Origin of the sequence: Mesorhizobium sp. M0898, assembly GCF_040319695.1 — a bacterium.
Classification (GTDB): Bacteria; Pseudomonadota; Alphaproteobacteria; order Rhizobiales; family Rhizobiaceae; genus Mesorhizobium.
Map to the genome: position 1 here is coordinate 128,405 of NZ_JAMYOE010000010.1, position 13,892 is coordinate 142,296.

10 protein-coding genes are annotated in these 13,892 nt (G+C 61.5%); 1 reads left to right on the plus strand and 9 read right to left on the minus strand.

Going from position 1 to position 13,892, the window contains the following annotated elements; translation table 11 throughout:
* Window positions 1-50 precede the first annotated feature (50 nt).
* From NKH90_RS14285 to NKH90_RS14325, 9 genes are all read right to left on the minus strand, one after another.
* Window positions 51-389, minus strand: coding sequence for a hypothetical protein (locus NKH90_RS14285; RefSeq protein ID WP_352819881.1), 339 nt, complete (start codon window positions 387-389; stop codon window positions 51-53).
* Window positions 390-438: 49 nt separating this feature from the next.
* Window positions 439-1,422, minus strand: coding sequence for an alpha/beta fold hydrolase (locus tag NKH90_RS14290; RefSeq protein ID WP_502898839.1), 984 nt, complete (start codon window positions 1,420-1,422; stop codon window positions 439-441).
* 557 nt (window positions 1,423-1,979) lie between these two features.
* Entirely contained in the window at window positions 1,980-2,663 is a 684-nt protein-coding gene (locus NKH90_RS14295) for a response regulator transcription factor (RefSeq protein ID WP_031211078.1), read from the minus strand.
* Window positions 2,653-3,042: a response regulator gene (locus tag NKH90_RS14300; protein WP_352470617.1), complete on the minus strand. Its 390-nt coding sequence runs from the start codon at window positions 3,040-3,042 to the stop codon at window positions 2,653-2,655. The genes NKH90_RS14295 and NKH90_RS14300 overlap by 11 nt, the downstream gene beginning before the upstream one ends.
* Before the next feature lie 2 nt (window positions 3,043-3,044).
* A complete protein-coding gene (locus NKH90_RS14305; protein WP_352470618.1) occupies window positions 3,045-3,686 on the minus strand; it encodes a response regulator transcription factor in 642 nt (213 codons plus the stop codon).
* On the minus strand, window positions 3,683-6,547 hold the full coding sequence (locus NKH90_RS14310) for a sensor histidine kinase (protein ID WP_502898840.1): 2,865 nt from the start codon (window positions 6,545-6,547) through the stop codon (window positions 3,683-3,685). Before NKH90_RS14310 ends, NKH90_RS14305 begins: the two co-directional genes overlap by 4 nt.
* Before the next feature lie 346 nt (window positions 6,548-6,893).
* Window positions 6,894-10,022: a PAS domain-containing protein gene (locus NKH90_RS14315; RefSeq protein ID WP_352819883.1), complete on the minus strand. Its 3,129-nt coding sequence runs from the start codon at window positions 10,020-10,022 to the stop codon at window positions 6,894-6,896.
* Window positions 10,023-10,425: 403 nt separating this feature from the next.
* Window positions 10,426-11,928: an MFS transporter gene (locus tag NKH90_RS14320; RefSeq protein ID WP_352819884.1), complete on the minus strand. Its 1,503-nt coding sequence runs from the start codon at window positions 11,926-11,928 to the stop codon at window positions 10,426-10,428.
* A gap of 74 nt (window positions 11,929-12,002) precedes the next feature.
* A complete protein-coding gene (locus NKH90_RS14325; RefSeq protein ID WP_352819885.1) occupies window positions 12,003-13,097 on the minus strand; it encodes an HlyD family secretion protein in 1,095 nt (364 codons plus the stop codon).
* A gap of 418 nt (window positions 13,098-13,515) precedes the next feature.
* Between NKH90_RS14325 and NKH90_RS14330 the strand changes: the two genes are divergently transcribed.
* Window positions 13,516-13,872 (plus strand): hypothetical protein, encoded by a 357-nt coding sequence (locus tag NKH90_RS14330; protein ID WP_352771653.1) that lies wholly within the window; start codon window positions 13,516-13,518, stop codon window positions 13,870-13,872.
* Window positions 13,873-13,892 lie beyond the last annotated feature (20 nt).

The window sequence follows — 13,892 nt, forward strand, 5'->3', positions numbered from 1 at the left end:
CAAAATGAGCGGCAATCGCAAACGGCTACCGATTGATAAACTCCCGGCGCTTAGCCAGTTTGACGTTTTGGAGGAGCGCTTTGGCCTTCAAGGCAGAACAAGCGCGCGGCGGCGACCCCCGACAGCGCGACGTAGTGTCGAACGCCGGCGATCGCCTCCGCGCTGCACAGGCGAAGTTGCTCGAATGGCAGCCCTATCGCAGCATATGTTTCGCGCCTTTGCCAGCGCTCTAACTCGATGGCGCAGTGGTTCGGTTCCACAATCCGGGACATGAGCCGACAGAACCGGCATTCAGGCCACCGCTCGCCTATGCGAGCGCACAAGGTTTGACCTGGCGCGCCACCCGAAATGCGGTTAAGGGCGCGCGAAATATTGCCAAAGGTGGTCATCGGCGGCTCCAAGGATTGCGGAGAACATGCGGTCGTGACTGAGGGTGTGCTATCCTTTGATGAAGGCGAGCAGGTCAGCATTGACCTGATCTTGGTGCGTGGCCGTGATCCCGTGGGGCGCGCCGGGGTAATAGATATCCTTTGCGCCTTTGATCAATCGGGCCGACTTGACTGCCGAGTCCTTGACGGGGACGATCTGGTCGTCTTCGCCATGCAGGACGAGGGTTGGCACGTCGAACTTCTTGAGGTCCTCGGTAAAATCGGTCTCGGAGAACGCCTTGACGCTTTCGTACGCGTTCACGAGACCCGCCTGCATACTCCAGAGCCAGAACTGATCCAGAGTCCCCTGGGAAACCTTGGCGCCTGGCCTGTTCGCGCCATAAAACAACGGTGCGAGGTCCCGGTAGTACTGTGACCGATCCTTGACGAGGCCAGCCCTTATGCCGTCGAATACCTCGATCGGCAGGCCTTCCGGATTGGCCGGCGTCTTCACCATGATCGGCGGAACAGCGGCGATAAGAACAGCCTTGGCCACCCGCTTCGTCCCGTGCCGTCCGATATAGCGAGCAACCTCGCCTCCTCCGGTCGAATGGCCGACCAGCGTGGCGTTCCGGAGATCCAGCGCCTCAATCACGGCTGCAAGATCATCCGCATAGCCGTTCATGTCGTTGCCGGACGTGGCCTGGCTCGATCGGCCATGGCCGCGCCGGTCATGCGCAACGACGCGAAAGCCGTTATGGGCAAGAAAGAGCATCTGGCCGTCCCAGGCGTCGGAATTCAGCGGCCAGCCATGCGAAAACGTGACGACAGGACCCTTGCCCCAATCCTTGTAGTAGATTTCGGTGCCATCCTTGGTCGTGATGGTGCTCATCGTCTTGGTTCCTTTGATTGAGGGGGAAGAGGGAAGGTTTTGTTTTCGGCTCGTTGCCGAAGCAGCGCGGGGCAGTCCGGCGGCTGCCGTAGAGATCAGGTCTGCCAACATGACATCGCGGCGAGATCCGCCGACGGAGAAAAGTCCGTCTTTGTTCATCATGTCCATCCATGTGCTTTGAACATCCTGCTCACCATCACGACCGTCGAGTCGGCCTGAGCGGTCGCGTTCGGGGAGGAGCGAGCGAGGAGCGGTAGAAACGCGACGGTCGTGATGACTTGCGAGGAACAGGATGCACCGATCCGGGCCGCGAACCTACTCTACGGAGGCATCTGTCATACGATGCCAAGGTGCAGGGCAGGCACGCCGAAGATAGGGCCGGGCTAAGGCAAGCTCTTATAGACACACGTCAATTAGGCTTGGGTAGCGGCGCGGGGACCGACGCGGCATGGCCGGCGTCAGTTGCTGTTGCATGAAATGTTGCGAGTTTTTCGGTCAGGCTGGCGCTGCCAAAGAGCGCCGCTCAGTAGTAACCGATGTTTGGCGCGGGCCTTGCCGCGAAACACCAAACAGGACCACCGATGTACATCAGGATCACCCGCAGCAGCACGAGCGTATCAACAGGCAGGAAGGCCTGGGCGCGCTGAGAAAGCACCTGAAATGGCCCGGCGCGCCGGGCGATCCTATTGGATGGGGCATGGATCGGCTTGTGCCAAATTCTAGACCTCGCGCATCGGCGCGGGCAGCGTTTCCCACGCCCGGATCAGCTCACCGATGGAAGCGGCTTCCATCTTGCGCATGACATTGCCGCGGTGAAGCTTGACCGTCACTTCACTGATGCCGAGGTCGAAGGCGATCTGCTTGTTGAGGCGCCCGCGCGCCACTTCACGCAGGACCTCGCGCTCGCGCGGCGTCAGCGTCTCGACGCGCTCGATGTTGCGCTTGACGATCACGGCATCCGCCCGCCGCTTGGCATCCACCGCAATGCCGGCGATCACAGCGTCAAGCAGCGTCTGATCCCGCACCGGTTTGGTGAGAAAGTCCACGGCGCCGGCCTTCATCGCCTGGACAGTCATCGGGATGTCGCCATGCCCGGTCAGGAAGATGATGGGTTTGGGGTTGCCGTTTTTCGCAAGATGGTGCTGCAGATCGAGACCGCTCGTCCCTGGCATGCGCACGTCGAGGATCAAGCAGCCGGGGCTCTCCAACACGTCGGCGTCAAGCAATTCACGGGTTGAGGTAAAGCACACCGGCAGGAAACCCGCCGACAGGATCAATTCAGACAGCGCCTCCCGAACAGAGGCATCATCATCGACAATAATGACCAGCGGCTGCTCGGCTTCAGCCCTTCGCTGCTGTGATGACGGCGTCGATCTCGGTAAGGGCAATTGGTCAACTCTCATGTTTAGCCTCCGTTTCTGGGTTGCGCAAAGCGTCGCCGATCGCCGCAAGCAGTGCCTGGCCATCGAACGGCTTGCGGAAAAGCCTGCCAATGCCCTTGGCGCGGTGCTGATCCACTATCTCGTGGCGGCCTGTGATCAGGAACACAGGCAGATCCGGACGCGCCTTCTTGACCAAGTCGCGAAGTTCAAAGCCGTCCATGCCGGGCATCCCGATGTCGGTGATAAGCATGTCCAATCCAGACAGGCCGCTGACCAGCAACGACCCTGCCGACGAGAAGCTGCGGGCCACATAGCCGGCGGACTCCAGAAGGTCCTCCAGCGACTCGAGCAGTCTTGGGTCATCGTCGACAATCGCCACGACAGGCCTCCGCTTGCTCACCCTCAGTTCCCCCCTGCCCGGCGCGAGTGCGTGATCGGTATTCCCAATCGCTCGGCGATGCGAACGAGGTCGGCGAGCGACGCCGCGACCATCTTCTGCATGACGTTCCTTCTATGAATTTCCAGCGTAACTTCGCTGATCCCCAGTTCAGCGGCGGCCTGCTTGTTGAGCAGGCCGCTGACCACCAGCGGCAGCACCTCACGTTCGCGCGGCGTCAGCTCGAGATAACGTTGCTTCAACACGCCCAGCTCGGCGCGCTCCGATCGCTGTACCCGATCCTGGGCAATCGCCGCATGGATTGCGGCCATGAGGTCTGCATCGCTGAAGGGCTTAGTCAGGAAATCCACGGCGCCGTGCTTGATCGCACGCACCGAGGACGGGATATCGCCATGTCCCGTCAGGAAAACGATCGGCGGATGATCGCCCTCGGCAATCTGCCGCTGCAGATCGAGGCCGTTAATATCCGGCAACTCGATATCGAGGATGAGGCAGGCAGGGACGTCCGGCTTGTCAGCGCGGATATAATCGCCCGCCGATCCGAACGCTACGGCACACATGCCGTGTGCAGCCAGCAGCTCACTGAGCGCCTCCCGGATGCGTTCATCGTCATCTACGATGAAGACAATTTGGCCGTCCGTCGTCATGACGCCGCTTTCGCTTCAATCGGCAACGTGAAGATAAACGTCGCTCCACGTGGTTCGTTCTTCTCGACCCATAAACGCCCGCTGTGCGACTCGATGATCGAACGGCAGATCGCCAGTCCCATGCCCATCCCTTGCTCTTTCGTGGTAAAGAACGGTTCGAATATCCGGTCGGGAAACTCGACGCCCCGGCCGCGATCTCTGACTTCGGTCTGGACAACATCCCCGATATGGCGCACGCGGATGCTGATAACTCCGTCATCCGCACCAGAGTCCATCGCCTCCATGCCGTTGCGGATGAGATTGACCAGAACCTGCTGGATTTGGACGCGATCGAACGCGACTAGCGGACTGTCGCTTCCGACATCAACGCTGGTGCGAACGCCCCGCCGCATCGCTTCCTCGGCCACGAGGTCGCGTGCCTCTGCGATGACACTGCTGAGCGTCGCATTGGTCCTCGTCTCGGTGGATTGCTTGAACAGCGCGCGGATGCGGCTGACGACGTCCGCCGCCGAATTGGCGTCCCGGATTATGCGCTCGGCCGTAATCTTCGCGCGTTCGACGTTCGGAGGGGCGGCGGACAGCCAACGGTGGCATGCATGGGAATTGGCGACGATCGCGGCCAGCGGCTGATTCACCTCGTGCGCGATCGAAGCGGAAAGCTCGGCGAGACTTGCAGCCTGAGTGGCTTGCGCGAGTTTGTCGGAGGCTTGTCGCAGCGCTTCCTGGGCGCGCACCTCTTCGTCGATGTCGAGGGAAACCCCGTACCATTGCACAACCGCCCCGTCTTCATCACGCCGCGGCTCCACCCTGCACTCCGCCCAGCGATAGCCATCTGTTTCGCGCCAGCGAAACCGCATCGCGGAACCGCCGCCTGTTTCGAAACAGCTCAGCAACGTGCGCAGCACCTCGGGAGCATCTTCGGGATGAACCAGTTCTTGCAGCAATTCCTCGATGCGCGGCTCTCCGAGTGTTTCGAAATTGGCGATGACGGCGCGGAAATGGTCCTGGTATCGCTTGTTGAAATAGACCGGCCCGCCGGTCGGCACCGCGCTCCAAATGCGGACCGGCACAGCGTCGATCATCTGCTGAAGCTGCAATTCGCTCCGCCGCAGGGCCTCTTCGGCTTGCATCTGATCGTCTATGTCGTGACAGAGGCCGTACCACTGCGCGATCAGGCCAGCGTGATCGCGCATCGGCTCCGCCCGGCTCGACATCCAGTGATAGATGCCATCGGCGCGGCGCAAGCGATACCTCATGGAGAAGCGCTCACCGGTGGCGAGGCAGTGACTGAGCGTATCGCCGAATGCTGCTGCGTCGTCCGGATGGACGATGGCCGCTATCATCGCCGCCAGCCGGCTGATGCCCTGTTTGTCCAAATCCGTTACGTCAAGGCCGAGAAAGTCGACCATTCGCTTGTTGAAAAAGGTCGGCTCGCCGTCCGGCGTCAGGCGCCAAACGTGGCTCGGAACCATGTCGACAAGCTGCGAGAGTTCCCGCTCCCGGTCGCGCAATGCCTCCTGCGCACGCACCTCATCGTCGATGTCGATGCTGGCCGTGTACCATTGCACGATCGCCCCACTCTGGTTCCGCAGCGGCTCGGCGCGGCCCTCCCTCCAGCGGTACACGCCGTCCGCGCGACGCAGGCGATACCTTATGGGATAGGGTTCGCCGGTGGCGAGCGAGCGGCTGAGCCATTCTCTCATCCTGGGTCCATCGTCGGGATGGACGGCTGCCGCGACCACGGTCGCCAGGCGGCTCGTGCCCGGCTCGTCCCAGTCCGCGATGTCGTTGAGGCCGATATAGTCTGTCGTGCGCTTGCTGAAGAAGGTCGGTTCGCCGTTGGGCGCCATACGGGCGATGTGAGCGGGGATCATTTCGACCAGCAACGAGAGTTCTCGCTCCCGCTCCCGCAAGGTCTCCACGCTTTGGCGCAAAGTGAGCACCGCCGCCTGATGCTGCCTGGAAATGGCGGCCACGACGAGCGCCGAAAATGCAGAGATGGCCAGAAAAAGCTGCAGCATGATCTGGTTGTGCTTCTGGGACTCAGGATCGCCGGCAAATTGGCTGGCGCCGGATATCGTGAATACCGCCGTGATCAGAGCGAGGACGGTCAATGCTACGGCGGCGCCTCTGAACTCAAAACGCACCGCGGCCCAAAGAAGAGGCGGCATGATGATGTAGGCGAAGGGCAGATAGCCGCTCAAGGAAAGGGCGGCGATACCAAGAAAGATCAGCCCCAGGACGCAAGCTTCCATCCATCGCGCCGCCGAGAGCTGCGCTTTTCCGCGCCAGTTCTGGAACACGACCAGCGCCAGTGGCGCTACGATCAGGACTCCCGTCGCGTCTCCGATCCACCACAGCGGCCAAGCCGTCACAAAGGTTTGCGATTGTATGCCAAACCAAGCAAGCGCCGCACTTCCCACCGTTGCGCTTGCAACTGGCGCAATTCCAGCGGCCAGTACGACGAATGCGAGAACGTCCCGCAACGTTTCCAGCCGAACTGGGCGCTGGCAGGTCTGGTTCACAAGCCATGCGCCGGCCACCGCTTCAAGAGCGTTGCCGGCAAAGATCAGGAAGGCCGCGGGCAGCGGAGTGTGGAACCACAAGAAGTTGCTGAACAGTTCTGCCACACAGGCCCCCAGCACCCACCACGGCCAGCTATACCTGGAGGCGAAGACAAGAGTAGCGATGAAAAGCCCGCTCGGAGGCCAAATGGAAATCCCTGTTCCAGGTATGATTGCGAGCGACTGGGCGAAGCCGCAGCCCAGGACATAGGCCGTAATAAAAAGCCCCAGATGCAGGAATTGGGGACGGTGCGACCAGACGCGCGACAACCTGCCTCTTCCAAGATCGCTGATCATGTTGCCGCGAATCAGGCCCGGTTCATTCGTCGCGAAAGGTCGGCCACTTCCCGGTCCGGATCGGTTCAAGTCATGCGCTAACGCGAGCGTTGCGCTGGAATCGGTCTCGCCAAGTGAGTTGGGCGCTATCGTCATCGGGTGCCCCTAACGGACAAACAAACTCTGGAGATTGTCGGCGCTTCGTGTAGCACTTGCTCTTGATAGCTGGACTGGGCTGACGGACTCACGTCGCCACCCTAATCCCGCCACGCCCCAACCGCACCTCATGGAAATCCATGCATTGCACGGGGCGGCGGCGCCCCTTCACCGAGAGCCGAAAAACCAAGCGCTTACTGAGCGCCGCCAGTTATTGCGCAGCTTTCGCTTCAACCGGGAGGGTGAAGATGAATATCGCCCCACGCGGCACGCTATTCTCCGCCCAAAGGCGTCCGCCGTGAGACTCGATGATCGAACGGGAGATCGCGAGCCCCATGCCCATTCCGTTCCCTTTCGTTGTAAAGAACGGCTCGAATATCTTGTTGGGACGTTCGATACCCGGGCCTCGGTCGCGAACCTCGGTCTGGATCGTGTCCTCTATCCGGCGCACGCGCATTGCAAGAACCTTGTCGCCCGCCGTGGTGTCCATCGCCTCCATGCCGTTGCGAATGAGGTTGACCAGGACCTGCTGGATCTGGACGCGATCGAACGCAACCAGCGGAAGGTTGCTTTCGACGTCGATGTCCATGCGAACGCGACGCCGCATGGCTTCCTCGGCCATAAGGTCACGTGCTTCGGCAACGACGCTGGGGATCGGCGTGCTGGTTCTCATTTCAAGCGAAGGTCTGAACAAGGCACGGATGCGGCTGACGACATCCGCCGCCGAGTTGGCATCGCGGATGATACGCTCGGCCGTGATCTTCGCGCGCTCGACGTTCGGGGGCTCGGCGGACAGCCAACGGTGGCATGCGTTGGAGTTGGCGACGATGGCGGCCAGCGGCTGGTTCACCTCATGAGCGATGGATGCGGAGAGTTCGGCAAGGCTCGCCGCCTGGCTCGCACGCGCAAGTCTCTCTTGTGCCAGCCGAAGCTCCTCTTGTGTCTGCACCTCATTTTCGATGTCGAGGCAGATAACGTTCCACTGCACTATGGCGCCTTCAGCGTTGCGCATCGGCGCGGCGCGCGTCTCGACCCAGCGATATTCACCATCGAAGCGCCGCAGACGGTGCCGTCGCGCATACGGCTCGCCTGTGGACAGACAATGGGCATATCTCTCTTTGACACCTGTCAGGTCGTCGGGATGAACACCGGCGTCGAGTGTGCCAGCCAGCCGGGACTTTCCCGCTTCGTCCAATTCCTCAAGATTGTATCCGAGGAATTCGCGGAGCTGCTGGCTGCGATATATCGGTTCGCCATCCGGCGCGGCGCAATCGATCATTGCCGGCAGCGTTTCAACGAGCTGCCAGAGAGCCCGTTCTCTCTCGCGCAGCGCCTCTTCGACGCGCAGCTGATCGTCGATGTCGTGCGTAAGGCCGTACCATTGGACGATGCGTCCACCCTGGTCCCGCAGCGGCTCCGCGCGGCCCTCCATCCAACGATAAACGCCATCGGCACGGCGCAGGCGATACTTCATGAAGAATCGCTCGCCGGTGGCAAAGCAGCTGTCGAGTGCTTCCCTCAGGCTGGCTGCATCGTCGGGATGGACGACGGTGGCAATGAAGGCCGCCAGCCGGCTCGTGTTCGGCTTTTCCGCGTCCGCTATGTCCAGGCCGAGAAAATCTATCAGGCGCTTGTTGAAGAAGCTCGGCTCACCGTTGGGAGACAGCCGCCAGAGGTAGCTCGGAACCATGTTGACGAGTTGCGAGAGCTCTCGTTCCCGGTCGTGCAACGCGGCTTGCGTGGTCACCAGGTCATGGATGTCGACGCTCACGCCGTACCATTGGAGAATGCTGCCATCTTCGTCGCGCAGCGGCTCGGCGCGAGTCTCGGTCCAGCGATAGCGGCCGTCGGCCCGCCTCTGGCGATATCTCTGAACGTAAGGCACGCCCGTTGCGAATGAATGGCGGATCGCCTGCCGTGCGGTGTCGATATCGTCTGGATGGATCACGCTCAGCGACGGCGAGCCGTCCGGGGCGGTGATGTCGTGGAGCGTGGCCCCGGTTACATCGGTGAACCGTTTGTTGACGTAGGAAGGCGTCCCTTCCCGTGTCGTACTCCAGATCAAAGCGGGCACGGTGTCGATCAGCTGCTGAAGGCGCCGCTCACTTTTGCGCAACGCCGCCTGCGCGCGCACCTCATCGTCGATGTCGAGAGAAACCCCGTACCACTGCACGACCGTTCCGTCGTCATCGCGTCGCGGCTCGATCCTGCACTCAGCCCAGCGATAGGTGCCGTCTTTTTCGCGCCAGCGAAACCGCATCGCGGAGCCGCCGCCAGTTTCGAAACACCTCAGCAACGTGCGCTGCACCTCGGGCGCATCTTCGGGATGAATCACCTCGTGCAGCAACGTTTCGATTCCCGGCTCGCCGAGCGCGTCAAAGTTCGCGATAACGGAGCGGAAATGGTCCTGGTATCGCTTGTTGAAGTAGACCGGCGAGCCGGTCGGCATCACACTCCAGATGCGGACCGGCACGGCGTCGATCATGTGCTGAAGTTGCTGCTCGCTCTGCCGCAACGCCGCTTCGGCGTGCATCTGATCGTCTATGTCGTGACAGAGGCCGTACCACTGGACGATGCGGCCAGCGCCATCGCGCATCGGCTCCGCCCGGCTCGACATCCAGCGATAGACGCCATCGGCACGGCGCAGGCGATAGCGCATGGCGAAGCTCGCACCGGTAGCGAAGCAGCCACGAAGTGCATCGCCGAATGCTGCCGCGTCGTCCGGATGAACGGCGGCCTGTATCATCGCCGCCAGCCGGCTCATCCCCGGTCGGTCCAGATCCGCCACATCGAGGCCGAGAAAGTCGACCATGCGCCCATTGAAGAAGATCGGCTCGCCGTCGGGATCGAGCCGCCAGATGTGACTCGGGACCATGTCCACGAGCTGCGAAAGTTCCCGCTCCCGGTCACGCAATGCTGACTCGGCCCGTTTCTGGTCCTCAATGTCTATTGTCGTGCCGTACCATTGAACGATGCGCCCCTGACTATCGCGAAATGGTCGTCCTGAGCTTCGAAACCAGCGATAGACGCCATCGGCGCGCCGCAGGCGATGCTCGGTATCATAGGGATCGCCGGTTTCGAGGCAATGCCGCCATCTGGCGGCTACGGGATCATAATCGTCGGGATGGACGGCTCGACGCCAGCCGAAATCATCGTCGTCTTCGGAAGTGTTGAGATCCTCATGCATGTTGCCGAGGAACGCCAGCGTGTTTGGGCTGACATAGGTGAATCTTCCGGCGGCATCGGCTGCCCACGCGTGGCCGGGCATGCTCTCGATGATTTGCAGCGCTAGCGTTGCTTCGGGCTCGATTTCGTCAAGTGAGTTGGACGCTGCTGTCATTGGCTTCTCCTGTCGGACAAAAAAGCCTTGGGACGGTCAGCGCTTGATATAGCACTTGTTTTCAATATCTGGACAGGCGAACTCACCGCCTAAATCTAGTTCCGCCATGCCTCGGCTGCATCTCATGGAAATCCATGCATTGCGCGGAGTTATCGCGCTGCGGGGGCCCTAACGATGGCCTCGCGCGAGGAGCGACGCGGATCGATGCATCAACACCTACCACTGGGAATACGAGCCGGACAGGTAAGACGCTCGGCTGCCTCTTCGTCGGCTGCAGAGTGAAACCGGAAAAACCTCTGCATTCGTCATCCCTGTCTCGTCCGGTTAACACGGCTCATGAGATAATCTGGACGCCTCTCCCGACCAATACATCTGTTCCAAAGTACAGGGCGTGGACGCGGTTTTAGTTCTGCGGAGCGGCTTGGCGGCCGAGCAATTGTTTGGCGACAATGAGACAGGGCGCAGCGACCGCGAACAGCAGGACGAGCGCGAAGAAAGCTTCGTCGAACGAGATCGTGGCGACCTGCTTCTCAAGCGCGCGCTGCAGCAGCGGCAGGGCGGCTTTTGTCGCCGCAGTGCTGTCGACACTGTTCGCCAGAGCGTTCGCAGTTGCTTTCAAGCGCTGGTCTACGGCTGGATCGCCATTGACGAGGTGGGACGCCAGTATCGTCCGGTTGTGGACATTCTGGTGATCAATGTACGTTTGCAAGAGGGCTGTGCCGGTCAGACCGCCCACCTGCTTGCCGAAGTTGAACAGCCCGATGCCAAACGACAACGCATTGGCGGCAAGGCCCTGCAGCGTAACCAGCGTCAGTGCCACGAACAGAAGGCCGAGGCCGAATCCTCGCAGCAGCAGAGCAAGGGTCAGGTCCGGTGATCCGCTACCGCTCGTCGAAGCGGACAGCAGCCACATGGCACCTGCGAAGAGCAGAATGCCAAATGGCGCAAGCGTGATCGGGCGCATCCCGGTCCTTTGGATGACGAAGCCGGACAACAGAAGTCCAAGCGCGAGCATGGCTCCGCTGGGCAGCAGAAGCACTCCTGCGCCCGTCGCGGTAAAATCGAGCACGTTGAGGGCAAAAGCCGGAATAAGATAGGCGCTGCCTGAAAGGGCAGAGCCGGCGACGAAGCTGACGAGAAGGCCAAAGCGAAAGTCCGGATTGCCAAGGGGCGAGATGGCCAGCAGTGAGCCTTCTGAACGAAAGCGGGTCTCCCAGACGGCCAGGAGGCCGGCAGCCGTCATACCGGTTGCGGCAAGGAAGGTGATGTCGGTGTCGTCGAACCAGTTGAACCTGCTGCCTTGCAGCAGGACGTAGGTCAAAAGCGCGGCGCTGATGCCGAGCAACAATATCCTGACGGCAGGAAACCTGGTTTTCCGCCAAAAGGTCCGATCGCCGTCCGCCGCCAACAGGACAAGGGAGACGATGCCGAGCGGAATGATGCTCAGGAATATCCACTCCCAGGTCAGATGGTCGACAAGCCAGCCCTGCAGGGCCGGCGTGACGGTCGTCGGAGCCATGACGGCGCCTACGGCAAAAACCGCCTGAACGACCGGCTGATGCCGGTGCGGGAACCGAAAGAACAGCAGTGTCTGGCCGGCGACGAGAACTGTGCCGCCAGCCAGCCCTTGGACAAGGCGGCAGATGCAAATCCAGGTGAGGTCCACCGACAACGTCAAGGCCGCGGATGCCAGCAGAAGGGTGACAACCGCCGCGCGCAGGCAGGCGGTCGGCCTGGCTGCCGTCACAAGTAGCGGAGCGACAAGGAACGCCGTCAGCTTGGCGGCGATGAAAACAACGTCGATCATCGCCAGTTCGTCCAACGTTGCGTAGGTGTCGCCGAGCATGTCGATCCGGCCGATGGACAGTGCAGTGGATGCGACCGCGTCCATGAAGGCGGCCAGCACGACGCCGGTTGCTATCAAGCAAGCGCGCAATGTACCGGGATGGCGCTGCACAGCCGCCGTTTCGGCGAGGTGCATCATTGTGCTGAGCGCCCGTCCGCAATCCCGCCTGTCTGCATTTCCTGCGCTACAGCCGGAGCATCCCTGGTGCCGACGGTGATGGCAACACGAGCCGAGAGTCCCGGAACCAGGCGGCCGGGCAACGGATTGCGCGTCATCCTGATCTTGACCGGCACACGTTGGACGACGCGGATGAAGTTTCCGGTGGCGTTGTCCGGCGGCAGCAGGCTGAATGCCGCGCCGCTACCGGGAGCGAAGCTGTCGACAAGGCCGTCGATTTGCAGATCTGGATATTCATCAACCATGACGCGGACCCGTTGGCCGATCTCAACCTGCTTCAGCTGTGTTTCCTTGAAGTTGGCGACGATCCAGACATCGTTAACCGGAACGATGTCCAAGGCTGCTGTCCCTGGGGTGACATAGCGGCCGACACGGATCTGGCGATTACCGACGATGCCGCCGACCGGGGCCCTCACGACGGTGTTGGCCAGGTCGAGCATTGCCAGGTCGAGCGCTGCCTGTGCCTGGGACAGGGCTGCCTGCGCACCGGACAACTGTGCATCCAGGACACCGAGCTTCAATTTTTGAGCCAGCAGATTGGCCTCTGCACCGTCCAGCGATGCCTTTGCCTTGTCATGGCCGGCCTGCGCATCCTGCAGCTTCTGATCGCTTGCGGTCCCGTTCTTCTGCAGCGTGACGTAGCGGTTCAGGTTGGCGCGGGCGAATTGCAGGTCGGCTGCGGCAGATTGCTTCTGCGCCTCAGCCTGCGCGATCAATGCGTCCTGCAGTTCACGGATCGCCTTGATGTTGGCGATTTCCGCCTGCCGGGCGGCGACGTTGGCTTTCGCCTGCTCTGCCTTGGCCTTGTAGTCGCTGTCGTCGATGCGAAACAGGACAGCACCCTTTGACACACTGGCATTGTCGTCTATGTCGACTTCGACGACGTAACCGGCGAGCTTCGGCGCGATGCTGGTAATGTCTCCGCGGAGATAGGCGTTATCGGTCGTTTCCTCGAACCGGCCCCGCGTGAACCATTGCCAGCTCCAAATAGCTGCCATTGGAATCACCATAAGGGCGACGATGGCGATTGCGATCTTGCGGGCTCGGCTCATGATTGCCTCGACACCCGGTCGATGCGCTCGCTATCGAAGGAGGTATCCGCCTCCCGAAGAGCGAGATGTTCGGCAAGGCTGCAAACGCACGGTGCGCAGTACAGGTTCACGAGAACGTCTCCGTCGGGCTGCGGCTCTGCAGCAAAGCAGAACTGCAGAACGATCGCGGATTTCACGCCTCGCCGCTATCACGCGGACGAACATCCCATCTGCCCTGATCGGTAGTTCGTACTGAACCTCAGCACAGGTCGTATTGTCGGTCAGCCGGATTCAGGCGCGCGAACATCCGGCGCGGATCTCCGTAGTGCCGAAGACCGCCCACGAGAAAATTCACTTTGAAGCGTTTCCGGATCATCCTGTGGCAGCAATGATCGCAGAGAGCGCCCTCGCGGCGCGCGCGCCATGCTGGAAACTCTGCATGTTTGCCGAGGGCAGCCGCTACCAGGAGCAACTCTGCGCTGTCGGCGGCGACGGAAAGTTCGAATGTCTGGTTCCCGGACCAGGCCGTTTCGGCCCTGCGCCAGTGCCCCAGTTGATCGTCAGCCCGCGCAATCCGCCTGGACCACGACTGCTGGAGATTCTCGTCGACCCCCGGCTGCTCGAGGCAGGCGACCATAACGGTTCGACCTATTTCGAGCATGCCCGCTTCACCGCTGCGGTGCGCGAACAAGGCAAAGTGGAAGTGACCTTGCAAGACGGCTGGTGGGCCGTCGTCATGGGTCTCGCCCGCCCAGAGATCGGCCCGCGAAGGCCGCGCCATCGAAGTCGCCGGTGAATTCGCGTTGCCGACCTAAG

Coding starts and splice junctions, on each gene's coding strand:
- NKH90_RS14285 (WP_352819881.1), bottom strand. CDS start 389: ATGACCACCTTTGGCAATATTTCGCGCGCCCTTAACCGCATTTCGGGT.
- NKH90_RS14290 (WP_502898839.1), bottom strand. CDS start 1,422: ATGATGAACAAAGACGGACTTTTCTCCGTCGGCGGATCTCGCCGCGAT.
- NKH90_RS14295 (WP_031211078.1), bottom strand. CDS start 2,663: ATGAGAGTTGACCAATTGCCCTTACCGAGATCGACGCCGTCATCACAG.
- NKH90_RS14305 (WP_352470618.1), bottom strand. CDS start 3,686: ATGACGACGGACGGCCAAATTGTCTTCATCGTAGATGACGATGAACGC.
- NKH90_RS14310 (WP_502898840.1), bottom strand. CDS start 6,547: ATGATCAGCGATCTTGGAAGAGGCAGGTTGTCGCGCGTCTGGTCGCAC.
- NKH90_RS14315 (WP_352819883.1), bottom strand. CDS start 10,022: ATGACAGCAGCGTCCAACTCACTTGACGAAATCGAGCCCGAAGCAACG.
- NKH90_RS14325 (WP_352819885.1), bottom strand. CDS start 13,097: ATGAGCCGAGCCCGCAAGATCGCAATCGCCATCGTCGCCCTTATGGTG.
- NKH90_RS14330 (WP_352771653.1), top strand. CDS start 13,516: ATGTTTGCCGAGGGCAGCCGCTACCAGGAGCAACTCTGCGCTGTCGGC.